The organism is Corynebacterium glutamicum ATCC 13032 (genome assembly GCF_000011325.1).
Taxonomy (GTDB): Bacteria; Actinomycetota; Actinomycetes; order Mycobacteriales; family Mycobacteriaceae; genus Corynebacterium; species Corynebacterium glutamicum.
Map to the genome: position 1 here is coordinate 270,641 of NC_003450.3, position 23,355 is coordinate 293,995.

Below are 23,355 nucleotides of genomic sequence, written 5' to 3' on the forward strand. Positions count from 1 at the left end.
TTAAAGGAGTAGTTTTACAATGACCACCATCGCAGTTGTTGGTGCAACCGGCCAGGTCGGCCAGGTTATGCGCACCCTTTTGGAAGAGCGCAATTTCCCAGCTGACACTGTTCGTTTCTTTGCTTCCCCACGTTCCGCAGGCCGTAAGATTGAATTCCGTGGCACGGAAATCGAGGTAGAAGACATTACTCAGGCAACCGAGGAGTCCCTCAAGGACATCGACGTTGCGTTGTTCTCCGCTGGAGGCACCGCTTCCAAGCAGTACGCTCCACTGTTCGCTGCTGCAGGCGCGACTGTTGTGGATAACTCTTCTGCTTGGCGCAAGGACGACGAGGTTCCACTAATCGTCTCTGAGGTGAACCCTTCCGACAAGGATTCCCTGGTCAAGGGCATTATTGCGAACCCTAACTGCACCACCATGGCTGCGATGCCAGTGCTGAAGCCACTTCACGATGCCGCTGGTCTTGTAAAGCTTCACGTTTCCTCTTACCAGGCTGTTTCCGGTTCTGGTCTTGCAGGTGTGGAAACCTTGGCAAAGCAGGTTGCTGCAGTTGGAGACCACAACGTTGAGTTCGTCCATGATGGACAGGCTGCTGACGCAGGCGATGTCGGACCTTATGTTTCACCAATCGCTTACAACGTGCTGCCATTCGCCGGAAACCTCGTCGATGACGGCACCTTCGAAACCGATGAAGAGCAGAAGCTGCGCAACGAATCCCGCAAGATTCTCGGTCTCCCAGACCTCAAGGTCTCAGGCACCTGCGTCCGCGTGCCGGTTTTCACCGGCCACACGCTGACCATTCACGCCGAATTCGACAAGGCAATCACCGTGGACCAGGCGCAGGAGATCTTGGGTGCCGCTTCAGGCGTCAAGCTTGTCGACGTCCCAACCCCACTTGCAGCTGCCGGCATTGACGAATCCCTCGTTGGACGCATCCGTCAGGACTCCACTGTCGACGATAACCGCGGTCTGGTTCTCGTCGTATCTGGCGACAACCTCCGCAAGGGTGCTGCGCTAAACACCATCCAGATCGCTGAGCTGCTGGTTAAGTAAAAACCCGCCATTAAAAACTCCGCTTGAGTGCTACACTTTAAGCGGGGTTTTAATGTTTGAGGGGCGATGGGGGTCGAGCTTGTGAAGTGGAATTTTCCACAAGTTTTAAGTTTCTTTAGCAGGGGAAACACTGCTGATAGCACTAGCGATAAAGAACATGAAAATGCAACGGAGCTAGCGGCCGAAGCTTTAGCGGATGTCATTTTTCAGTGGAAAAACTGGGTCTACCGACGCGTTGATAGTGTGCATCCATCCGAAGGAGCTCGAGGGAGACTCAGACACTCCATGGATTGCGAACCTCCACCTGACCCACGGCTTGCGTACAACGAAGTTGAACGCCGTTATAACGATATTAATGACGTAAAGGGACAACTAATGGTCCCGCTAGCGTTCATTGAAAAAGGCCCGATGCGTCATCTTGATGTCTGGAGAAATGATGGGACGAGCATTCCTGTCCTTGGTTCGGAAGAAACTGGTGAACTAATGGTGGCTGTCCTCATGCTGTTTTTGAAGAAAAATGGCATCGAGCGAACATCTGAACTTGAAGATGCGATGCGTGCCCTTGTGATATCAAGAGAAAAGGGAAACCTAGCAAAAGCAACGAACCTAATTGAAAGTGGGGTGTGGGAGGGCAAAACATTATGGGATAGTAATGATCCTGCAGTGAGATTTGATGTGGGAACAAAAGACTTGCTTTTGAATCTATCTACTGATTTTTTGTTGATCGGTTTGTTGCCCGCGGAAACTTCTGGAATCAGGCAAGTTTTAAAATTTTCATATCACTGGGTGGTTGAATTACCTGACAGAGGGCTTCTTAGATCATTGTGGGGTAGCGTGTGTGTCGCATTTCGAGCAGCTCCAATGGAAATTGAATTACCAACACATATGCCCACGGATGCGAAATCGTACCATCTTGAATTCCACACACCGCCTGAGTTAGATACTCAAGAGTTATCGCTTCCAGTTGATTCCAAGAATAAGGGCCATCGGGTCGGCTATCCAACTGACTCTAGTAGGACACCTATCGCCCATGTGCACTCGCATTTTTCCGAGATAATGACCACAAATGCAAAAGTAAAATTGGAGGTTCCCAAAAGGGGAATTTGGGTTACTGCACTTTTATCGAATGCACTAACAGCCGGAATTTTTATCCTAGCCTTGTTGCTACCCAATGCAACTGATGCTTTGCGTAGTGTTGGAGGAAATGCAGCGGCCTTGATGCTTGCAGCGCCGGCAGTATTTGTAAGCTTTCTCATCTTTCCTAAAGAACATATTTTTGTATCTTCCATGCTTAATCCGCTTCGTATCGTCGTAGGAATATGCGCACTACTGCTCTTTATGATGGCAGGAAGTCTTGTGGGTGGGTTGGAGCGACCATTTCTTATTCTTCTGTGGTCATTTGGAGCTGGGTTTTCATTGCTAGTTGTTAGCGCACTAGTACTAGGTCCACTCCTAGGAAAGTTTTTTGAGAGGTTGCACCTGCGCCCTAGTACTAAGAACTGATGTAGAGTTTGTGGAAAGATGAGTTAGAAATCCCAGGTTGTAGACGTCGTGGGCGATGCACCATTACTTTTAAATAAGTAAGACTCTTAAGGATAAATATGGGAAAGATTAGAGGAAGCGCACCTCGAAGAGCTGTCGTTCGGGGCGGGGTTATTACTTCCATTGCTGGAGGAAAATCATCTGCGAGCGTAAAAATTAAAGATTCAGTTTTAGATAAAAACAAAGTGTTGATGCGGTCAAAGGATTCTAGGGTGGGTAAGAGTCGCTTTGATCGAGCAGCAAAATAGAACTGTAAATTAGCAATCTGGTTAAGGGATTACGCCGTTGACGTAGCTCATCTGCTAACCTTGGGCGGATTTGCCATCTTCGGCTGAGGAATCACCGGTAGCTGTTGCAGCAATGAGGTCCGCTCTGGCGCGGGCTACGCGGGAACGGATTGTTCCGACTCGGACGTCGGCGATTTTTGCGGCTTCTTCGTAGGTGTAGCCCAACACTTGGGTGAGGATGAGGGCTTCGCGGCGTTCGGGTGGGAGGGCGTCGATAAGCGTGCGCACGTCGATCCACTCGGACCAGATGCCTGCGTTGCTCGCGTCGGTGGCACCGGTGTCTTCGTATTCGACGATGGATTTGCGGGGGCGTGCCATGTCGTGTCGGATGTTGTCGACCCAGACGCGCCGGGCTAGCGATAGTAGCCAGGTGCGCGCCGAGGAGCGCGCTGCGAAGCGGGGGAGGGCGCTCATGACCCGCAGATAAGTTTCTTGGGTTAGATCGTCGGCGATTTCGTGGCCGCCAAGGTGGGCGAGGAGACGCCAGACATCGTCTTGGGTTTCCCGGATGAAATCGGTGAGAGCTGCGCGGTCGCCACGGCCGGCGGCTAGGGCCAGCTCGGTGACGTGGGCGTCGTTACGCTCTTTTGACTTCACAATTGCTCAGAATACCAGTTCAGACCGGGGTCACCATAAAGGTGTGTAGGGGGTGTCAAAGTGGGCAAAAAGTATCATACTTTTGTCTTTTTGCTGGCAGTTTACGTAAGGGCTGATTATTTGGTGGCGCGAAGTGACATTCTGATGTAGACTATCAATCAGACTTAATCCATAGGTAACCCTCATAAAAGGAAGGAATGCTAATGTCTGAGAAGTCAGCAGCAGACCAGATCGTAGATCGCGGAATGCGTCCAAAGCTTTCTGGAAACACTACCCGCCACAACGGAGCACCAGTTCCATCTGAGAACATCTCCGCAACCGCAGGCCCACAGGGTCCAAACGTTCTCAATGACATTCACCTCATTGAAAAGCTCGCACACTTTAACCGCGAGAACGTTCCAGAGCGTATCCCTCACGCAAAGGGCCACGGCGCTTTCGGTGAGCTGCACATCACCGAGGACGTATCCGAATACACCAAGGCAGACCTGTTCCAGCCTGGTAAGGTCACCCCGCTGGCTGTTCGCTTCTCTACTGTTGCTGGTGAGCAGGGCTCCCCAGATACCTGGCGCGACGTCCACGGCTTCGCTCTTCGCTTCTACACCGAAGAGGGCAACTACGACATCGTGGGTAACAACACCCCAACCTTCTTCCTTCGTGACGGCATGAAGTTCCCGGACTTCATCCACTCACAGAAGCGTCTCAACAAGAACGGTCTGCGCGATGCAGACATGCAGTGGGATTTCTGGACCCGCGCACCTGAATCTGCACACCAGGTGACCTACCTGATGGGTGACCGCGGTACCCCTAAGACCTCCCGCCACCAGGACGGCTTCGGCTCCCACACCTTCCAGTGGATTAACGCTGAAGGTAAGCCAGTTTGGGTTAAGTACCACTTCAAGACCCGCCAGGGCTGGGATTGCTTCACCGATGCAGAAGCAGCAAAGGTTGCAGGCGAGAACGCTGACTACCAGCGCGAAGACCTCTACAACGCTATTGAAAACGGCGACTTCCCAATCTGGGACGTCAAGGTTCAGATCATGCCTTTCGAGGATGCAGAGAACTACCGCTGGAACCCATTCGACCTGACCAAGACCTGGTCCCAGAAGGATTACCCACTGATCCCAGTCGGTTACTTCATCCTGAACCGCAACCCACGCAACTTCTTCGCTCAGATCGAGCAGCTTGCACTGGATCCAGGCAACATCGTTCCTGGCGTCGGCCTGTCCCCAGACCGCATGCTCCAGGCACGTATCTTCGCATACGCTGACCAGCAGCGTTACCGCATCGGCGCTAACTACCGCGACCTGCCAGTGAACCGTCCAATCAACGAGGTCAACACCTACAGCCGCGAAGGTTCCATGCAGTACATCTTCGACGCTGAGGGCGAGCCTTCCTACAGCCCTAACCGCTACGACAAGGGCGCAGGCTACCTGGATAACGGTACGGATTCCTCCTCCAACCACACCTCCTACGGCCAGGCTGATGACATCTACGTCAACCCAGACCCACACGGCACCGACCTGGTTCGTGCTGCTTACGTCAAGCACCAGGATGATGACGACTTCATCCAGCCAGGCATCCTATACCGCGAGGTCCTGGATGAGGGCGAGAAGGAGCGATTGGCAGACAACATCTCCAACGCAATGCAGGGCATCTCTGAGGCAACCGAGCCACGCGTCTACGACTACTGGAACAACGTTGATGAGAACCTCGGCGCTCGCGTCAAGGAGCTTTACCTCCAGAAGAAGGCTTAAGTCCTTCTGATTTAAAATGAGGGCCTATCCACCAATGGTGGATAGGCCCTCATTCGACTTTGAAGCTATTGAGAGGAAATTAGCTAGACAGCAGATCCGCAATTCCCAAGGTCACTGCAGTGGAACCAATGGCGGTCGAGCCGAGTCCAACGGCAAAGAAACCAGCGGTGCTCTGAATTGCTCCTTCAACCTGCGCAGCCTGAGCAGCAGGCAGGAAGCTCAACAGATCGGTGGCTTCTTGTGGAAGCTGGATCCCAGAGCTGAGGTTGGAGGAACCAGCAGTCGAGCCAGCTTCCTGTGCGCTAGCGACTCCAGTGCCACCAGCCAGGGCGGCGGTAGCGATTGCAATTGCTGCGATTGATTTCATACGCATGGGATCAGTCCTTCACTAGATGAAAAAGATTCATGCTTCAAAATGCATGCTTCACACCTGGGGGCGAGCTGGTTTCACCACTTTCATAGCAAAACGTGATGAGATCTTTGCAATTCCTGGCACGGTTTGAATGTGACTGGATAAAAATTGCTCATACGCCTCCAAATCAGCAACGCCGATGCGGACAAAATAATCTGGCGAACCAAAAAGCCTGTGCAACTCCAGTACTTCATCATGCTGCGCAACGGAGCTTTCAAAATTGTCTACAGTGGAGCGGTCGAAGTTGCTGAGAGTGACATCCACGGTCACCTCAAATCCACGATTCATCACCGCAGGGTGAATGTCCGCGCTGTAGCCCAAAATGATTCCTTCGGCTTCCAAACGCTGCACCCTCCTCAAGCAAGGTCCCGGAGTGAGATGCACCTTGTCAGCCAGTGCGAGATTTGAGATGCGCGCATTCGCGCTAAGCTCCGCAATAATTGCGCGATCAATGGAATCTAGCTTCATATATTGCACAATAGCCTAGTTGAGGTGCGCAAACTGGCAACAAAACTACCCGGCAATTGTGTGATGATTGTAGTGTGCAAAAAACGCAAGAGATTCATTCAAGCCTGGAGGTGTCGCCATCCAAGGCAGCCCTGGAACCAGATGATAAAGGTTATCGGCGCTACGAAATCGCGCAAGGTCTAAAAACCTCCCTTGCTGCAGGTTTGGGCATGTACCCGATTGGTATTGCGTTTGGTCTCTTGGTTATTCAATACGGCTACGAATGGTGGGCAGCCCCACTGTTTTCCGGCCTGATTTTCGCGGGCTCCACCGAAATGCTGGTCATCGCCCTCGTTGTGGGCGCAGCGCCCCTGGGCGCCATCGCGCTCACCACATTGCTGGTGAACTTCCGCCACGTATTCTATGCGTTTTCATTCCCGCTGCATGTGGTCAAAAACCCCATTGCCCGTTTCTATTCGGTTTTCGCGCTTATCGACGAAGCCTACGCAGTCACTGCGGCCAGGCCCGCAGGCTGGTCGGCGTGGCGACTTATCTCAATGCAAATAGCGTTTCACTCCTACTGGGTATTCGGCGGTCTCACCGGAGTGGCGATCGCAGAGTTGATTCCTTTTGAAATTAAGGGCCTCGAGTTCGCCCTTTGCTCTCTCTTTGTCACGCTGACTTTGGATTCCTGCCGAACGAAAAAGCAGATCCCTTCTCTGCTGCTCGCAGGTTTGAGCTTCACCATTGCTCTTGTGGTAATTCCAGGTCAGGCCCTATTTGCGGCGCTGCTGATCTTCTTGGGTCTGTTGACCATCCGGTACTTCTTCTTGGGAAAGGCTGCTAAATGACAACTGATTTCTCCTGTATTCTCCTTGTTGTCGCAGTATGTGCAGTCATTACTTTTGCGCTCCGGGCGGTTCCGTTCTTAATCCTTAAGCCCCTACGTGAATCACAATTTGTGGGCAAAATGGCGATGTGGATGCCAGCAGGAATCCTTGCCATTTTGACCGCATCAACGTTTCGCAGCAATGCGATAGATCTGAAGACTCTAACCTTTGGTCTCATTGCCGTTGCGATTACAGTGGTGGCGCATCTTCTTGGCGGTCGACGCACCTTGTTGAGCGTTGGCGCTGGCACCATCGTTTTTGTTGGACTGGTGAATCTTTTCTAAAACTGCATAAATAACAAAAATCCGCATGCCCTCAATTTGAAGGGGATGCGGATTTTTTAAGGAACCTAGAAAAGGCTTAAGCAGACAGCGCTGCAGAACCAACAGCTCCCAGACCAAGGAATGGAAGAACGATTGGAAGGATGATTCCAGCGGTACTGTTCAGTGCCACAGAACCAGCGGTGCTCTGGATAGCGGACCCTGCATCGCCGTAAGTCATACCTGGCACGAAGTTCTGCACGGTGTGGACGAATTCTTGAGGGATCTCAATCGTGGAACTAGGGCTAACCTGCTGAGCATTAGCAACGCTTGCGGTTCCACCCCTGATCATTGCGGTGGAAAGTGCGATAGCTGCAACTGACTTGAAACGCATTGGGACTCCTAAAAAATATTGCATGGGAAATATACTTGCCCCTACGAGGACAATGTATGAAACTTGATAATTCCCTGCAATAGAATGTGTTCTATATCTATTTATTTTTATCCGATTTGCAGGATTGTGCGCAGGTTGGTGAACGTTTCTGGCTGGACCTGATGAAAGACGGTTCGTCCTTCGGGGATTCTTACCAATAGACCAGCGTCAGTCATCTTTTTTAGGTGGTGGGAGATGGTGGGTTGACTTAATCCCATGATTTCGGTGAGTTCGTTGACCGTAGTGGGGGTGCAACCTTCTGCTGCAAGATGGGACAGGATTCTTAAACGAACTGGCTCACCGAGCACTTTGAAAATCTCGGCGTAGCGTTCGGCATCGTCCACGCTGAGTGGTTCTGCTGCCAGTGAGCAACACTCTGCGGAGTTAATGAGCGGTAGGTGGATGGGTGCGGTCATGTCCGTCATTATATATTGACGCACATCGATATTGAAGGTATTTTTATATCGGCAAACATCAATATGATTGAAGGCTGGCTCATGACCCTTACTAAAGAGCATTCGACACCTCGAGCGGCTGGCTCAATGTCGTTTCTTGACCGCTGGTTAGCTGCCTGGATTTTCTTGGCTATGGCTGCTGGGTTGTTAATCGGCAAGGTCTTTCCAGGAATTGGGGCGCTTTTGAGCGCGGTGGAAATTGGTGGAATTTCCATTCCAATTGCTATCGGTTTGATCGTCATGATGTATCCACCTTTGGCCAAGGTGCGCTACGACAAAACTAAAGAAATCAGCACAGACCGCGCTCTCATGGTGGTGTCGATTATGTTGAACTGGATCGTTGGACCAGCACTTATGTTTAGCCTGGCGTGGCTGTTTCTTCCAGATCAACCAGAGCTTCGCACTGGGCTAATTATCGTGGGCCTTGCGCGCTGTATCGCGATGGTTTTGGTATGGAGTGATCTCGCTTGTGGTGACCGGGAAGCAACTGCTGTGCTGGTTGCAATCAACTCGGTGTTCCAGATCCTTATGTTCGGTGTGCTTGGTTGGTTTTACCTGCAGATTCTTCCCTCGTGGCTGGGATTAGACACCACGTCGGTGACTTTCTCTGTGGTATCAATCGTGACTTCCGTTCTCGTGTTCTTGGGCATACCACTTGTAGCTGGAGTTTTATCTCGCGTCATTGGTGAAAAAACAAAGGGACGGCGCTGGTACGAGGACACGTTCCTGCCTAAGATTTCACCCTTGGCGCTGATTGGCTTGCTATACACAATTGTTCTGCTGTTTTCGTTGCAGGGGGATGAAATCACAGCGCAGCCTTGGACAGTAGCTCGTCTTGCATTGCCGCTGCTGATGTACTTTGTGGGCATGTTTTTCATTTCCCTGGTGGTATCCAAACTGTCCGGGTTAACTTATGAGCGAGCTGCTTCCGTGTCTTTTACTGCAGCAGGAAACAACTTTGAATTAGCGATTGCGGTATCGATCGGAACCTTTGGTGCGACATCACCGCAGGCATTAGCTGGAACGATCGGCCCTTTGATTGAAGTCCCAGTATTAGTCGGATTGGTTTATGTCATGTTGTGGCTTGGACCAAAAATCTTTAAAAAGGAGAATGCAGGATCATGAAATCAGTTTTGTTTGTGTGCGTCGGTAATGGCGGAAAATCACAGATGGCGGCGGCGCTGGCACAGAAGTATGCATCAGATTCAGTAGAGATCCATTCTGCTGGAACCAAGCCTGCACAGGGGCTAAACCAATTGTCTGTGGAATCCATCGCTGAGGTGGGCGCTGATATGTCGCAAGGAATTCCCAAAGCGATCGATCCGGAGCTGCTGCGCACTGTCGATCGTGTGGTTATTTTGGGCGATGACGCACAGGTAGATATGCCTGAATCTGCACAGGGCGCTCTTGAGCGTTGGTCAATTGAGGAACCGGATGCTCAAGGTATGGAACGTATGCGTATTGTGCGGGATCAGATCGATAACCGAGTCCAAGCTTTGCTAGCGGGATAATTACCGAAAAAGGGGCATGTCAGCAATAACTTGTTGGCACGCCCCTTTTTTTCTAAAAGCAGTTTATTTGGATCGTCTGTTATCCACTACGGTCACACCATAGATGGCGCGTCCCATGTAGTAGGAACCAACGGAACCGATGACCCAGACGCCGATGATGGCGATGATCGCTCGGATGAAATTGTTGGGGTTAAATCCGTCGACGGACCAGGTGTGAATCAGCAGCGCAATGATGAGCAGCGGTATGGAGACACCCACGGTGGTGCCAAGCAGGTTGGCTCGGGTGAGCGGATCCGGTGCGCGCCACAAAGCGATTGCAGTACCTAGAGAAAACAGGCCTGCGAGGATCACGAGGATGGAGACGATGATCTCTGGAATGGTCATTTACCTGCGTCCCTTCGAAATGATGCGAGCCATGGACAGGGTTGGAAGTACGCCGCCGAGGACTGCTGCGAGAAGAGCAATCTCAAAGGCGATTGAGGTTGGGTTGTTGAGCACCCAGATGAGGTAGATCGCGATCATAGAGTAGAAAACCATGTCGGAAAGCACCACGCGGGTGAGGAAATCTTTGGTGCGCAGAATAAGGACCAGGGCAGATAAGAGGGAGAACGCAAACATGCAGATGCCAACTGTGGTGACAATTCCAAAAGCAGTCATGTTGTTTTAAAACTCCCTCTTGTCTTGGCTGACGGTGTTTTGGGCGGTGTCAGCGATCTCGCGACTTGGCCACTCAGCATCGCTGGGGCGGATCTCCTTGTAAGGGCCTTGGCCTGGGACGCCGTGGTCAATTGAAGCGACCGAAGGGACGAGGCGTTGTTCCATATCGGCGATGGATTCAAAAACTTCTACTGGATCGGAACCAAACACTGCTTGGATCAGCAAAATGGTGGGGTCGCCGGGCTTGCGGGGTTCGCGTAGGCCAAGGGACAGGGTGGAAGGAGTCGCGGTGATGCACGTTGACAGGGCTGCGATCTGGAAGTCCGTGGTCACTCGAAGTGGGTAGCGGATAACAACGGGGTTGAAGCCGGTGTCCTTTTTTACCGCAGCGGTGATCACGCTGAAGCCAGAGAGGAAAATCTGGCCGATCAGCCATGGGATGAATTTCAGGGCGTTAAGCATTAGTTTCCTCCCTGGTAGCTAGGGCTTGGCACTCCGATGGCATTTTCACCGAGCACAGCCTGTTGGTATGCATCGGTGTTCAAGAGGCCGTCGGTGGCGGTGAGGGTCGCGTCGATAAGCGGGCCCGCGAAGATGAACATGCCTACCGATAAAATGATCAGGCTGAGCGCTGGGGCGATTTTTGCTGGGCTGATGCGCAGCTGCGGCGAGACGCCGCGCTGGTGCATTGCGCCACCCCAGAAGACTTCACGCCACACGCGGATCATCGAGAGCAGTGCGCCGAGGCTGGCGATGATGATGGCGGCGATTGCGATCCATGCTGCAATATTGCCGACGCGGGCGATCTCGAGCAGGATGAGCGCTTTGCCCCACATACCGGAAAACGGTGGGAAACCGACAACAGAGAAGGCACCTGCAGCGAACACTGCTGCGACGACGGGTTCGCGGCGTGCAAGGCCAGACAGCTTGGACAACATACCGGTGCCGTAGGTTTCTTCGATTGCGCCGGAAGTGAGCACCAATGCGGCGATGGTGATCATGTGGTGCAGGGTGTACAACAGACCAGCGGCAAGTGCGCGCTGTGGATCGTCAGAGGTAAACGCCATCATGATGAGAATAAATGGCATGCCGTTGACCATTTGGTAGGCAAGGACGCGACGGATGGAGTTTTCAGCAAGTCCAGCGAAGCCACCGACCAGCATGGATATCACCATGAATGCGACAATCAGCCAATTCCACGTGGGATCCATGTCAAAAATGTGGACCCAAATGCGATAGAGCATGTATACCGCGACTTTGGTGTGCAAACCGGAGAACAACCCCATCACAGCTGCTGATGTACCAGGATAGGTGCGTGGCAGCCATGTGTGCACTGGGAATACACCGGCTTTAACCGCGATGGCAATAACCACGATGCCCATTGCGCTGGCAACCAGGGGGTTGCCCTCTACGACATCTTGCAGAGCTGCGATGTTGACTGAGCCTATGACACCGTAGACGATTCCCACACCTGCAACCAGCAATGTGGAGGCAGAGAGATTGACTAGTACGAAGATTCGTCCAGAGGCTAGGCGCGCCCACGTTCCGGTCATGGCGATCAAACCATAGGAAGGCAGCAGCATCACTTCGATGAACACAAAGAAGTTGAACAGATCGGCAGTCAGCAGAGCACCGTTGACGCCCGTGATCAGCATCAATGTGAGCGCTGGATAGAAACGCGCGCGGGTTTCACCGACGATGGTGGCAAACCAGTTGGCAGCCACCGCAACGATCGAGGTGGTGATCAACATGATGGCGCTGAACGTATCGGCAGCAAAGGGGATTGCCACGCCACCGACATAAAGGCCCACGTTGTGAGCAATCGGGCCGTGTTCAGCGGTGTGTGCAAACAACCAGATGCCAGCAAAAATACCCGCGAAAGGCACGATGATGTGCAAAATATCGCGGATGAGACGCCACGGCAGAAGCACCGCAATGGCAGAGGCAGCAAGGGGAACTGCAACGAAAATAGGAAGGAGAACATCCATGGCCATTTAAGCTTTATCCTCCTGATCTGTTGGGTTGGTGACTGAACGAGCGCTAGTAGTCAAAGGCGATTGATCGTCATCTGGTTCGATGGACCGGGTGTCGTCGCTGCGTCCCAGTGCTGCCAAGGCCAACATGATGGTTGTGGTGGCCATCGCGATGACGATGGCGGTGAGGACGAAGGCCTGGGGGAGTGGATCGGCGGCGTCGGTAAGCGGGGTCCTGTCGGGGAAGGCTTCGCCGCGCCACGTGGGCACACCGGCGTACAGGATGGTCAGGTTCGCTGCGTGGCCGATCAGTGACATGCCGAAGACGATGCGCACCATTCCGCGTTGCTGAATGAGGTAGACACCTCCACCGAAAAGTATCGCGACTGTCAGTGCGAGAATCATCGGTTTGCCTCCTCTTTGTTATCGCCTGCGGGGTTGATGGGTTCGGGCCAGTCTTCATCGCCTTCTGGTTCGGGTTCAACCGTTGGCGTTGCTGGCAGTGGGCCACTTCGGCGGGCGTAGTCCAGATCTGCAATGTCGGTACCTGGGCGCAGGTATCCGCCCAGGCCGTTGATTGCCATGGACACCATGCCCAACACGGCCAGGTACACGCCGAGGTCGAAGATCATCGAGGTGGTCCAGTGCTGGCCTACGAAGTTGAAGTGGATGGCGTACAGGAAAGAACCGTGGGTGAGTCCCAGTACGCCCGAGAACACTGCCATCAAGATGCCCGCACCAGTGAGAATGAAAGGAACATTCGGGCGGAAAATGCGGCCATCTTTGGCCTTGGACAGGTACAGGAGCATCAGCGCGCCACCGGCAATTAGGGCTGCGATGAAACCGCCTCCCGGATCATTGTGTCCACGCATGAACACCATGAAGCTCAAGAAGCATAGCGCTGGAACCAGCACCTTAAGCAGCATGCGCAGCGGAATGGAGTTCAACTGTGATTGGCCAAAGGGGCGAGGGTGGGTGCCCTTGGCAAACGGATGACGAGGCATGGAAGCCACCATCGCACCGATGACGACAGCTGCCATGCCAAGCACGGAGAGCTCGCCCAACGTATCCAGTGCACGGAATTCCACGAGGATGGTGTTCACCACGTTGGCGCCAGAGGTGATCTCTGGACCTTGGTTGAGGTACCACATGGCCAGCTCAGAACGTTCGTGACGGCCAAGCAATCCCCACACCGCCATGAATGCGGCGAAGGCAGCAAGGACGGCGACAAGAACGGTGCTGCGCCTTCTGCTGGGCTTGATGCGCTTGAAGTTGGCAGGCTGGTGCCGGACAACCATCATGATGATTACCACGACGAGGCCTTCTACCAGGAACTGGGTAAGTGCAACATCGGGAGCGCCCAGAAGTAGCATCTGGAAGGAAACACCCACACCAACGGTACCCACAAGCACGGCTGCGCTGAGGCGGTTTCGGGTGGTGAGCAGGCCGAAGACAGATAGCGCGATGATGGCAAGCGGAATGAGGTCGATCCAACGATCAATTCCCGGTTGCTTTGGTGCAAGCTGAACCGAGGGGTGAATGGTGGCAAAAGCAGCCAGCGCCCAGAGCAGCACGATGAGGCTGACCAAGTGCCTGCGTGGGCTCATCGAATCAGCCATGCGACCGAAGAATTTACCCAGCAAGTTGGCTCGGTAAACCAGCATCGATAGGATGTCGTTGCCTGTGGCGATGGGGAAAGGGCTGGTCTCGGCGATTTTCCACAGCTCTTTGCGGAACAGCACACCAAGGATTCCGGCCACCAGCACACCCAAGGAAATCAACAGTGGGGTGTTGATGCCGTGCCACAATGCCAGGTGCATGTGCGCCGCTTCCCCCGCGGCGGAGGTGGCTGCGGCGGAGACGGGGGCGTCGAAAAGCGAAAGTACTAGGACTAGTGGCAGAGACATAAGTCCAGGCAGGGCGGCCGGAAGCCAGAGGGAGACGGGGGCTTCCTTGACGTGTGACATGTCGCGTGGGCCGTCGACGAATGCGCCGAGCACGAGTTTCGCGGAGTATGTGAAGGTTAGGACCGCGCCGATTGCTGCGCCGACCAGCAGTAATACAACATAGGAGTTGCCGATGGGGGCGTCCATGAACGCTGTGATCATGCCTTCTTTGGACACGAAGCCGAGCAACGGCGGAACCGATGCCATCGACAACGCACCTATTAATACAGACACAAACGTGAACGGCATCTTCTTGACCAGGAAACCGAGGCGACGAATATCGCGCGTGCCAGTCTGGTGATCAATCACGCCAATGAGCATGAACAACGAGGACTTAAACAGCGCGTGGCTGAGCGTGTGCACAATGGCAGCGCCGAGCGCGAAAGGAGTGCCCACGCCGATGGTCGCTACGATCCAACCCAAATGCGACACCGTGGAATATGCCGTGAGCTTCTTCAGATCGGTCTTCTGCACCGCGAAATACGCCGACATGATGGCCGTACCCATGCCGACGATAATCAGCAACCAATTCCAGACCGCAACATCATGGAACACAATGCTAAAGCGCAGCAACAGGTAAATACCCGCCTTGACCACGGCCGCAGCGTGCAGGAACGCCGACACTGGGGTGGCCGCAGCCATCGCCTCAGGCAGCCAGAAGTGGAACGGGAACTGTGCGGACTTAGTGAACGCGGACATTGCAATCAGCACCGCAATAACACCCGTGAGCACTGGCTTCTCCGCCCAGAAATCAGAGTGCAAAATACCATCGAGGCTGGTGGTGCCAGCTTGGGTCGCAGCAATCGCCACCGCAGTAAGCAGCGTGAGGCCGCCGAAAAACGTCAAAATCAACGTGCGGATCGAACCAGATTCACCAGAAGAACCCGAACGCGCAATCAACATGAATGACGCAAGCGAGACCAGTTCCCAGCCGACGAACAACACAAAGACATCATCGGCAAGCACGAGCAGCAAAATGGCAGCGGTAAACGCCGTCATGATGGTGTAAAAACTCGTGTTGCCCTTCTTCCGCGGCAAATATTCCGCCGAATACACAAACACCACAGCGCCGATAACCAGCGCCAACAGTGCAAAGAACAAACTCAACGCATCAGCGCGCAAGGCAAACTTGACGTCGACACCCGAGCCGAGAATATCCCTCACCCACGTGATATCCCAGGTCAGCGCCTGACCATCCAAAATTGGACCAGCCTCACGCACCAAAAAATATGCGGCGACTGCAAAGATTACAGCCAAAGGCCATCCAGCTTTTCGATCAATCACCTTGACCGAAATTGGCGCCAAAAATACTGAGATCACAGCAAGCGCCACAACAAATAGCAAACTCATGCATTATCCCTAATCGCCCATAGAACCCTCGCCACCGCCAAAACGATTTCAGTGACACGGGAGGGCATTTACCCTTTAAATTGACTATTTACAAAACTACTTGATGAGTTAGCAAGAGCACATTTCGGTGCGCCTCCCTGCTAAACCTCGAAACAATAACTAGATTGCACACTATGTCTGCCGCTGCTTCTCGATCAAGAAACATCTTGACTGCCCTCCTGCTATTGGTCCCGCTCATCGCAGGTACCATCTACGCCTCCGCCATGGGCTTGGACGTCTCCCGCGCATGGTCCTCAGCAGATGAAGTAACGGGGGCACCTGCAGCCTCCGTAGCCACCAACAACCAGGAGCTTATCGAAGCCCGTCGCGCCGCCGGAGAAGCCGGCGCCCAAGCGGGGTTCCTCACCTCAGGAACTGAAGAGCTAACCAGCGGAACACAAGAGCTTATCGACGGCGCAGCCCCACTCGAAGAAGGCGTCTCAGCCGCGGCTGACGGTGCAGCGCAACTCCACGATGGCCTCATCCAACTCCAGGCCGGCACTGGACAAATGGGAACCGGCGCCACCGAAATTGCCGACGGCGTCCAAAACGCAGTCGAACAACTTGGCGGTCTTGTCGTTGTACAGCAGCAACTCTTAGGCGCCCTCAACGAAGCAGACAAACAACTCGCCTCGAGCAAAATCCCCGAAGCCGAAGACCTGCGCAAACAAATCACCGAAGTCCGAGGACACCTCGAAAACTTCGGCATCTCCGTAGAAATGACCGACCAACTCGATCAACTACGTTCCGGCACCCGCGACCTGGCTAACCAACTCGCAGTCCCCGGCTACGGATTCCACGATGGTATTTACAGCGCCACCAATGGAGCAGCCGAATTATCTGCAGGTTTGCAAGAGCTAGAAGCAGGCGTTGGGACTGCCGTCGAAGGCTTCACCGCACTCGATGAAGGTGCAAACCGATTAGACTCCATGGCCACCCTCAACGAAGAAAAAACCTCCGCAGTCCAACGAGCCCTCCCGGTACCCCAAGTACCCGCCGGCACAATCGAAGGCACCGCAGACGAAGAACGCACCAGCGCACTAGCGCCCATGTACGCCTTCTTAATTTCAGCATTGGTCATGCTGGCCGGTGCAGCACTTGGATGGGCAACACTAAAAAACAAGTGGCTGATGGCCTTTGCTGTCATTGGTGTCACTGCAATCGGTGGCATTATCTTGTTCACCGTAGCTTTGGGCATATCCATTGGAGCTTTGTTTGGAGCCTTAGGAATTTTGCTTCTTGCCACTGTTGTTGCCGGTATTCTCTCCCGGATTTTGCTTGACGTGTTGGGAACTACCGGGGCTATTGTGGTTTCTGTTCTGGGATGGGTAGCCCAAGCTGCAGTAATTGGCCATGTATGGAGTGTTACCGCTGTATCCGATATCGCACTTGTTTGGCGAGTCGTCGCAGGCATGATGCCACTGCATTATCCAACCTTTGCAGTGACCTCCATTGGTAATGGCGGATCAGCTGCAGCTATCTGGATGTCTGTTGCTGTCTTGTTGGCAATGGGAGCGATCGGAGCTGTTGCGCTTCGGAAGCCAAAGGCGGTTGCGGTTGAGGTTGAAGAAGCTGTTGATGCTGATGCAGACCAAGCAGCCTCGGAATCCTGATGGTTTTGGTCTGATTCGACCTGTTCTAGGCCTAAAAAGTTAAAGAAAAAGACCAAGAGCCCTATGTTTTTATGGTGCTCTTGGTCTTTTTCAGTGATGCCGTTAGCCCACCGTTTGCATGGGTAACCTTCGGCGTCGCTGAGCCTGCTTTCGGCGGAGAGAGCTATTGATCTGTTGTATCAGGTTGTTCCAGGAATTCGGATTCTGCAGAGTTTTTGATGTCACTTCTAGGACATCCCATCCCGCACTTTTCAGAGCATTCTTCCGATGAGAATCTTTCTCTCGCTGCTCAGAGGTGTAGTGCCATCCGCCGTTGTATTCGAGGGCAACCTGCCACAGCGGATCTGCGAGATCTAGAAAATAGGATTGACCGTCGTATTCAACATGAATCTGTGGGATGAAGCCGTGGTAACCCAGTGAATGAAGTCTGACCCGAAGTCGTGATTCTTGCGGAGATTCAGCAAAAGGATTGGCGTATTGAGTGTGTTTCTTAAGTTTTGGCTCTTGTATGAGTTCTTGGAATAATTCGGGGCGCTGCCTGATGAGATGATCGATGAGAGCTACTTGGTCTTCAAAGTCGTTGAGAGAATGCAGGTCGAAGACGTCTTGGATCGCTTGAACATCATTAACGAACCTAATGTTGCCACTGAGCAGGGTGTTTTCTGGTTCAATCCGCCTGAGAATTTCACCTCGTGAGCAGTCCCTCCTGTTTAGATCTCCGGAAACACTGATGATTGGCATCCACTGATCGTCTAAAAGCTGATAGCCACGTTGCTTTAATGCTGCATATCCGCGAAGTACTCCTTCTGGGCATCTTTTGAGCAGTGCTTGGGTCACTAAGTTGGGATCGTTGATTAGATCGTTTTTTAGATAGACGAAGCCAGTAATTTTGGTGAAGAGTTTGTTAAACGTTCTTCTTGAATATTCGTGGGCAAGTTCTTTATATGTGACAGGTTTTTTCGGTTCCATACTCTAGTTAGACTGCGATCTCGAGCAATTGGTTCCGAGGCTCTAGAAGCTCGTATAAGGCGTCGAGTTTTTCGAATGAACGTTCCCCTGGGAGTGCTTGTGTTCGTGCTTCTAACGGCCACACAGCGAGTTGGGATTTTTGGGTTCCGAGCTGGCTTTTTGGTCAGATTGCGGTATTAGGCCAAAAGCCCTTGCGCCTTTGTACTCTTTGGTTCAATACGACACTTTGGAGGGCTAGAAATGTGAAATCTGAACCAAAAGACAGCGTAGGTTTTAGGTTTTTGGTCTCGTTCTGCAGTTAGCGCAGCCGGTAGCCAGATCCTCGGATGGTTTCGACCCGATGGGCACCGATTTTCTTCCTCAACGCGCGGATATATACGTCCACCACGTTTGAGCCGGGGTCCCAATCCATGTCCCACACCAGTCGGAGGAGTTGGACTCGGGAGAGGATTTGCCCTGGGTGTCGCATGAGGGTTTCGAGCAGATCGACTTCGCGGCGGGAAAGGTCGTGCCAGGAGCCGTCGATGAGCACACGCTGGGTACGAAGATCGAGCTCCAAATCGCCGTTTCGTAGCACGCGCGCATCGGTCGGCGTTTCCTGAGGAGTGTGTTTGGCGAGGCGGAGTTTGATGCGGGCCAGTAATTCTGCGAATTGGAATGGTTTGGGCATGTAATCGTCGGCGCCGCCCTCGAGGGTGCGGAGGCGGTCCTCGATGTTGGTGCGTGCCGTGAGCACAATGATAGGTAGCGTGACCTGCAGATTTCTTAATTGCTCTAGGACATCCGTGCCGTCCATGTGGGGGAGGCCGAGGTCTAAAACCATGAGATCGAAATCGCCGGAATGTGCGCGGGCGAAAGCTTCGGCGCCGGATTCGGTGACCTCGCATTCGAAGCCTTCGCGGATGAGGCCACGAACGATGAAATCTGCGATGCCGGCGTCATCTTCAGCGAGCAGGATCTTGCTCATGGGTGTATTCCTTTGATTGTTCTGGTGCGGGGATTTCCAGGCCGAAAATGGATCCTAGACCTGGTGTGGAATTGACGAAAGCTCGGCCGCCGTGGGCTTCGCCGATCGCCTTGACAATGGATAATCCCAGGCCAGCGCCACCGGGACGCCGTGAATTTTTTTGGGAGCCTCTGGAGAAGCGATCGAACAGGGCTTCTTGTTCATCCATATCAACACCGTTTCCTTTGTCACGAACCCAAATGCGAAAAATGCGGTCGGGGCCAGACCCCCTGAAATCTGAACCCAACTCCACCACATCATCGCTGTAGCGCAACGCATTGCCGAACAACTCCAGCACTGCCTCGGTGACCCGCTGCTCGTCGAGGCTGACGAGGCCCTCGGCGGCGTCGACAAGCAAAATTCGGTCGCTGATGGTGCGGGCTTTGTCTTCGATATCGATTGTTAAATCCGTGACATCCGTGGGGTGGGCGTGGATGAAGGTGCCAGAATCGGCGACTGCGAGGGTGAGCAGATCATTGACCATTCGCGACATTCGATCCAACTCAGTGGTGGCCAGCTCAATCGACCGCGCTTGTTCCTCCGGCGGGGTGGTGGCGAGAAGCTCTAACTGGCCACGCACCACTGTGATCGGGGTGCGCAGCTCGTGGCCGGCATCATCAACGAACTGGCGCTGATCGTTATACGCGATTTCGATGCGATCCAACATGGCATTAAAAGTCCTGGCCAGCTGCGCAATCTCATCACGACCCTCCACAGGGACGCGCCAGGTGAGATCCGAATTACTGATCTTTGCGGACACGGAACTCAATTTGCGGATCGGGGCAATGATCTGGCCCGCAATCAACCAAGCAATCAGAATTGAGGCAATCAAACCCCCTGTGCCGATCAAAATAAGAATCTGGATCTGGCCGTTGACCTGGTCTTTAAGATTATCAGCGAAGAATGCGACAACGAACTCACCATCGGCCTCACCGGAAGCAGTTTGGAAATTCACCTTTCCCCAGTGAGTGGTTCCGCGTTCAAGATCGCTGAAAACTCCAGAATTCAGCGTGGTCTGTCGGATTTCCGAAATCAACGGATCGGAGTGTTCCAAAGGAAGCGGATGGGCGCCACTGAGCTGGGAGTAATCAACCTGAATGAGCTCTCCGGGGAAAATGCCGACAATGGCTTCATTTTCATCCGGAATCTGCCTCGACAGGTAAACCTCCATCAGGCGATGACCTGACTCAAAAGGCTGCGCAGTTGTTGGATCAATTCCTTCGGCTGCAAAGCGACGAAACTCCTCAATTTCCTGCTCAACTGCCGAGTTCGCGGTGTTGGTTACCTCTGAAAGCAGCACCGAACGGGTAATGATCACAACGCTGGCTAGGGTCAAGAAAACAACCGCTGTCATCCACAGGACAATTCGCCAGCGTAGCGATGCAATCAAAGGAGTTGATTTAGCCATGAAATAGAAAGTGCCTCAGGGGTTAGTTAGTCGTCGTCCCAGTCGTCGTCGAAGTCATCATCGTCGTCGTCCCAGTCATCGTCATAGTACTGATAATTGAGTGGAACTTGTGGGGCTTGAGGAATTTGAGCGGGGGCAGGAACTGGGGGTTGTACTGGGGATTCTTGAATTTGTGTGGTTGGTTCTTCCGGAGATTCTGTAGCAGGGGGCTCATACGCGGAAGTTGTGGGAGTGGAACGCTGGTTGACCGTGGCGGGTTCACTTTCCACATTAGGGGTAGCACGATTATTTGCCAGTGCAGATCCTCCGATGGCAACGAGTACGAGCAGAGCCAGAATCGTAATCAGTGGGGCGAAACGGGGGAGTGATTTCATTGGGGGTTCTCCTTTGATCAACTCAATCTGTATTCCATTGTTAGGCACCAAGATGAAATGAAGATGAGAATTTTCACTCCAAGTGCGCGAGGTTGCGGTTTGGGGCGGAATCATCAAGAAATTGCCAGGATTGATCATTAATATCGGCTCATTAAGGCTCTTTTTAATGAGAGGGATTCCCATTGAATGATCAGTTGGTGAGTTGGGTGGAAACACTCATGACAGCATCGGTGTTTTATCCGGTGCTGTCAGTTGTGGTGCTCATCGACTGCATTTTGCCGCTTATCCCCAGTGAGACTGTTCTTGCTTTGGCAGGGGCGTGGTCAGGAGCTCGGGGAACTCCAAACTTGTGGTTGGTTATTTCAGTAGCAACGTTGGCCGCGATCATTGGTGACAACCTGTGTTATTTCTTTGGCACGCGGTTGATCAATATGGTGAACAGGATTCCGGGAGAATCGAGGCGCGGAAAAGCGCTGGAGTGGGCGCGGAAGAACCTTAATGAACGGGATGTTTCGACAATCATTATCGCCCGCTTTATTCCGTGGGCTAGGTGGTTTGTCACCATCATTTTGGGATCTGTGGGATATTCCTGGTCGAGGTTTATCGTGTGGGATTCCATTGGAGCGCTAATTTGGGCAACCCAGGCAACTTTGTTGGGTTATGTGGGCGGATGGCTTTTCCAAGAACAACCGTTGATCGGCCTGGTTGCAGGCGCAGCTTTGGGAATCTTCTTCGGGTTCTTTTTGCAGTGGCTCAACAAAATGTGGGAGAGGCGTCGTCTGGCGAAAGTGGCTGCAGAATGAAAATCAGGCCAGACAGTGGGAACACTATCTGACCTGGGTTTTAAGTTGTCGGGATAACAGGATTCGAACCTGCGACCTTACCGTCCCGAACGGCACGCGCTACCAAGCTGCGCCATATCCCGAGTTACTGGAATCAGTACAGGAAATCACTGTAGTCCTGTGGGTTTTTCAGGTCAAAGTGCCTGTTCAGTGATCTTTATTAGGGTGGCGCTGGGTCGGCAGAAGATGCGGAATGGGACGAATTTTGAGGTGCCGAGGCCGTTGGAAACGTGCATCCACATGTCGCCAAATTTGTTGAGGCCGGTGGCGCGTTTGCGGTCGATTCCACAGTTGGTGACAATTGGCTTGCTGCCCGGAAGACAAAGCTGACCGCCGTGGGTGTGGCCGGAGAGGGAAAGCTGGTAGCCGTCGGCTTCGAACTGAGCGAGGACTCGAGGTTCTGGTGCGTGAAGCAACGCTATGGACAGATCAGCGTCCACGTTTGGTGCCCCTGCGATCTCTGTGTAGTCGTCGAGGTCATGGTGGGGGTCATCAACACCTGAGATGGCGAGGCGGACGGAACCTACTTGGAATTCGAGTCGCTTTTGGTTGGCGTCTTGCCATCCGTGTTCGATGAAAGCAGCTCGCATGGCTCGCCAGGGGAGGTCGATGTGGCTCACTTCGCGTTTTTTACCGAAGAGGTAGCCGAAAGGATTGACGGGGCGGGGTGCCCAGTAATCGTTGGTTCCGAAGACGAACGCGCCGGGGCGGTTCATCAGTGGGCCGAGTGCGCGGAGGACGTCGGGGACTGCTTTTTCATCGCTAAGGTTGTCACCGGTGTTGATCACCAAATCGGGGCTTAGTGAATCGAGTGCGGAGACCCATGCTTTTTTGGTTTCTTGGCCTGGGATCATGTGGAGATCAGAGATGTGGAGAAGGCGGAATTCCTTCTTTCCACGGAGCGTTCCAGGCTTCAAAATTGGCAGTTCTACTGTTTTGAGCTCGAATTTTTTGAGCTCTGAGTATCCCCATGCAGCGGTGGCGATACCAGCTCCGAGTAGGGCTGCACTTGAAAAAGTGAGTGTTTTAGCGATAGTTGACACCTTATTCACCCTACCTGGGGAGTACTCTGGGCAAACATGAGTGAACTAAAAGACAAAATCCGCGCAGATCTGACCACCGCTATGAAGGCCCGCGACAAGGACACCACTGGTACCTTGCGCATGCTGCTTTCCGCATTGACCCAGGAAGAAACATCGGGAACCAAGCACGAACTCAATGATGAAGAAGTGTTGAAGGTGATTGCTCGTGAGATTAAGAAGCGTCGCGAGTCCGCTGAGGTGTACACCGAAAATGGTCGTCAGGAATTGGCTGACGTTGAGCTTAAAGAGGCTGCCATTTTGGAGGGCTACCAGCCTGAGCAGCTTGATGATGATCAGCTGAACGCGCTGATCGATGAGGCTATCGCTGAAGTCGGCGGCGAGGCCGATATGAAGAAGATGGGCCAGATCATGAAGGCTGCTACCGCTAAGGCTGCTGGCCGTGCAGATGGAAAACGACTCTCCACCGCAGTGAAGAGCCGTTTGAGCAACTAGG

Annotated in this window: 26 protein-coding genes and 1 tRNA gene; 10 read left to right on the forward strand and 17 right to left on the reverse strand. The window is 53.2% G+C overall.

Annotation, left to right across the window (positions count from 1 at the left end; all coding sequences use genetic code 11):
- Nucleotides 1-19: 19 nt before the first annotated feature.
- Nucleotides 20-1,054, forward strand: coding sequence for an aspartate-semialdehyde dehydrogenase (locus CGL_RS01335; protein ID WP_011013506.1), 1,035 nt, complete (start codon nucleotides 20-22; stop codon nucleotides 1,052-1,054).
- Between the two features lie 66 nt (nucleotides 1,055-1,120).
- On the forward strand, nucleotides 1,121-2,557 hold the full coding sequence (locus CGL_RS01340) for a hypothetical protein (RefSeq protein WP_011013507.1): 1,437 nt from the start codon (nucleotides 1,121-1,123) through the stop codon (nucleotides 2,555-2,557).
- A 341-nt stretch (nucleotides 2,558-2,898) separates the two neighbouring features.
- Here the strand turns inward: CGL_RS01340 and CGL_RS01345 are convergent, their stop codons facing one another.
- Nucleotides 2,899-3,480: an RNA polymerase sigma factor gene (locus CGL_RS01345; RefSeq protein ID WP_011013508.1), complete on the reverse strand. Its 582-nt coding sequence runs from the start codon at nucleotides 3,478-3,480 to the stop codon at nucleotides 2,899-2,901.
- Between the two features lie 245 nt (nucleotides 3,481-3,725).
- Between CGL_RS01345 and CGL_RS01350 the strand changes: the two genes are divergently transcribed.
- Entirely contained in the window at nucleotides 3,726-5,234 is a 1,509-nt protein-coding gene (locus CGL_RS01350; RefSeq protein ID WP_374057883.1) for a catalase, read from the forward strand.
- Between the two features lie 79 nt (nucleotides 5,235-5,313).
- On the opposite strand, the gene CGL_RS01355 is transcribed toward CGL_RS01350, so the two are convergent.
- Together CGL_RS01355 and CGL_RS01360 are read right to left on the reverse strand one after the other, a co-directional pair.
- Nucleotides 5,314-5,607 carry a hypothetical protein gene (locus CGL_RS01355; protein WP_011013510.1) on the reverse strand — a complete coding sequence of 98 codons (294 nt, stop codon included), beginning with the start codon at nucleotides 5,605-5,607 and terminating at the stop codon, nucleotides 5,314-5,316.
- A 51-nt stretch (nucleotides 5,608-5,658) separates the two neighbouring features.
- The gene (locus CGL_RS01360; protein ID WP_011265509.1) at nucleotides 5,659-6,114 is read right to left on the reverse strand and encodes an Lrp/AsnC family transcriptional regulator; all 456 of its coding nucleotides are present in this window, start codon (nucleotides 6,112-6,114) and stop codon (nucleotides 5,659-5,661) included.
- A 74-nt stretch (nucleotides 6,115-6,188) separates the two neighbouring features.
- On the opposite strand from CGL_RS01360, the gene brnF reads away from it, so the two are divergent.
- The gene (gene brnF, locus CGL_RS01365; RefSeq protein WP_011265510.1) at nucleotides 6,189-6,944 is read left to right on the forward strand and encodes a branched-chain amino acid exporter BrnF; all 756 of its coding nucleotides are present in this window, start codon (nucleotides 6,189-6,191) and stop codon (nucleotides 6,942-6,944) included.
- Nucleotides 6,941-7,267, forward strand: coding sequence for a branched-chain amino acid exporter BrnE (gene brnE / locus CGL_RS01370; RefSeq protein WP_011013513.1), 327 nt, complete (start codon nucleotides 6,941-6,943; stop codon nucleotides 7,265-7,267). The genes brnF and brnE overlap by 4 nt, the downstream gene beginning before the upstream one ends.
- Before the next feature lie 76 nt (nucleotides 7,268-7,343).
- Here the strand turns inward: brnE and CGL_RS01375 are convergent, their stop codons facing one another.
- The gene (locus CGL_RS01375) at nucleotides 7,344-7,637 is read right to left on the reverse strand and encodes a hypothetical protein (RefSeq protein ID WP_011013514.1); all 294 of its coding nucleotides are present in this window, start codon (nucleotides 7,635-7,637) and stop codon (nucleotides 7,344-7,346) included.
- A 107-nt stretch (nucleotides 7,638-7,744) separates the two neighbouring features.
- Nucleotides 7,745-8,092 (reverse strand): ArsR/SmtB family transcription factor, encoded by a 348-nt coding sequence (locus CGL_RS01380; protein ID WP_011013515.1) that lies wholly within the window; start codon nucleotides 8,090-8,092, stop codon nucleotides 7,745-7,747.
- Nucleotides 8,093-8,218: 126 nt separating this feature from the next.
- Here CGL_RS01380 and arsB point away from each other — a divergent pair, with 126 nt between their 5' ends.
- Both arsB and CGL_RS01390 read left to right on the forward strand, forming a co-directional pair.
- Nucleotides 8,219-9,256 carry an ACR3 family arsenite efflux transporter gene (gene arsB, locus CGL_RS01385; RefSeq protein WP_011013516.1) on the forward strand — a complete coding sequence of 346 codons (1,038 nt, stop codon included), beginning with the start codon at nucleotides 8,219-8,221 and terminating at the stop codon, nucleotides 9,254-9,256.
- Entirely contained in the window at nucleotides 9,253-9,642 is a 390-nt protein-coding gene (locus CGL_RS01390; protein WP_003863342.1) for a low molecular weight phosphatase family protein, read from the forward strand. Before arsB ends, CGL_RS01390 begins: the two co-directional genes overlap by 4 nt.
- Nucleotides 9,643-9,705: 63 nt before the next feature.
- Here CGL_RS01390 and CGL_RS01395 read toward each other — a convergent pair whose 3' ends face one another.
- Genes CGL_RS01395 through CGL_RS01415 form a run of 6 tightly spaced genes read right to left on the reverse strand, consistent with a single transcriptional unit; the run spans nucleotide 9,706 to nucleotide 15,568 of the window.
- A complete protein-coding gene (locus tag CGL_RS01395) occupies nucleotides 9,706-10,026 on the reverse strand; it encodes a Na+/H+ antiporter subunit G (protein WP_003863340.1) in 321 nt (106 codons plus the stop codon).
- A complete protein-coding gene (locus CGL_RS15510) occupies nucleotides 10,027-10,299 on the reverse strand; it encodes a cation:proton antiporter (RefSeq protein WP_011013517.1) in 273 nt (90 codons plus the stop codon).
- 6 nt (nucleotides 10,300-10,305) lie between these two features.
- The gene (locus CGL_RS15515) at nucleotides 10,306-10,761 is read right to left on the reverse strand and encodes a monovalent cation/H+ antiporter subunit E (RefSeq protein ID WP_011013518.1); all 456 of its coding nucleotides are present in this window, start codon (nucleotides 10,759-10,761) and stop codon (nucleotides 10,306-10,308) included.
- A complete protein-coding gene (locus tag CGL_RS01405; RefSeq protein WP_172820762.1) occupies nucleotides 10,761-12,287 on the reverse strand; it encodes a monovalent cation/H+ antiporter subunit D family protein in 1,527 nt (508 codons plus the stop codon). The genes CGL_RS15515 and CGL_RS01405 overlap by 1 nt, the downstream gene beginning before the upstream one ends.
- A gap of 6 nt (nucleotides 12,288-12,293) precedes the next feature.
- Entirely contained in the window at nucleotides 12,294-12,677 is a 384-nt protein-coding gene (locus CGL_RS01410; protein ID WP_011013520.1) for a cation:proton antiporter subunit C, read from the reverse strand.
- Nucleotides 12,674-15,568, reverse strand: coding sequence for a DUF4040 family protein (locus CGL_RS01415; protein WP_011013521.1), 2,895 nt, complete (start codon nucleotides 15,566-15,568; stop codon nucleotides 12,674-12,676). The genes CGL_RS01410 and CGL_RS01415 overlap by 4 nt, the downstream gene beginning before the upstream one ends.
- A gap of 173 nt (nucleotides 15,569-15,741) precedes the next feature.
- On the opposite strand from CGL_RS01415, the gene CGL_RS01420 reads away from it, so the two are divergent.
- Entirely contained in the window at nucleotides 15,742-17,220 is a 1,479-nt protein-coding gene (locus tag CGL_RS01420; RefSeq protein ID WP_011013522.1) for a YhgE/Pip domain-containing protein, read from the forward strand.
- 102 nt (nucleotides 17,221-17,322) lie between these two features.
- On the opposite strand, the gene CGL_RS01425 is transcribed toward CGL_RS01420, so the two are convergent.
- The 4 genes from CGL_RS01425 to CGL_RS01440 form a co-directional block, all read right to left on the reverse strand.
- Nucleotides 17,323-18,189, reverse strand: a complete 867-nt coding sequence (locus CGL_RS01425) for an endonuclease domain-containing protein (protein ID WP_011013523.1) — start codon at nucleotides 18,187-18,189, stop codon at nucleotides 17,323-17,325.
- A gap of 298 nt (nucleotides 18,190-18,487) precedes the next feature.
- The gene (locus tag CGL_RS01430; RefSeq protein WP_011013524.1) at nucleotides 18,488-19,156 is read right to left on the reverse strand and encodes a response regulator transcription factor; all 669 of its coding nucleotides are present in this window, start codon (nucleotides 19,154-19,156) and stop codon (nucleotides 18,488-18,490) included.
- A complete protein-coding gene (locus CGL_RS01435) occupies nucleotides 19,134-20,603 on the reverse strand; it encodes a sensor histidine kinase (RefSeq protein WP_011013525.1) in 1,470 nt (489 codons plus the stop codon). Before CGL_RS01435 ends, CGL_RS01430 begins: the two co-directional genes overlap by 23 nt.
- A gap of 26 nt (nucleotides 20,604-20,629) precedes the next feature.
- On the reverse strand, nucleotides 20,630-20,977 hold the full coding sequence (locus CGL_RS01440; protein ID WP_011265513.1) for a hypothetical protein: 348 nt from the start codon (nucleotides 20,975-20,977) through the stop codon (nucleotides 20,630-20,632).
- A gap of 182 nt (nucleotides 20,978-21,159) precedes the next feature.
- Between CGL_RS01440 and CGL_RS01445 the strand changes: the two genes are divergently transcribed.
- Complete coding sequence (locus CGL_RS01445; RefSeq protein WP_011013527.1) at nucleotides 21,160-21,780, forward strand: DedA family protein; 621 nt, start codon at nucleotides 21,160-21,162, stop codon at nucleotides 21,778-21,780.
- A gap of 48 nt (nucleotides 21,781-21,828) precedes the next feature.
- Here the strand turns inward: CGL_RS01445 and CGL_RS01450 are convergent.
- Nucleotides 21,829-21,902, reverse strand: a tRNA-Pro gene (locus tag CGL_RS01450).
- A gap of 51 nt (nucleotides 21,903-21,953) precedes the next feature.
- Nucleotides 21,954-22,862 carry a metallophosphoesterase gene (locus tag CGL_RS01455; protein WP_011013528.1) on the reverse strand — a complete coding sequence of 303 codons (909 nt, stop codon included), beginning with the start codon at nucleotides 22,860-22,862 and terminating at the stop codon, nucleotides 21,954-21,956.
- 36 nt (nucleotides 22,863-22,898) lie between these two features.
- Here CGL_RS01455 and CGL_RS01460 point away from each other — a divergent pair, with 36 nt between their 5' ends.
- Nucleotides 22,899-23,354, forward strand: a complete 456-nt coding sequence (locus tag CGL_RS01460; protein ID WP_003863321.1) for a GatB/YqeY domain-containing protein — start codon at nucleotides 22,899-22,901, stop codon at nucleotides 23,352-23,354.
- Nucleotide 23,355: the final 1 nt, after the last annotated feature.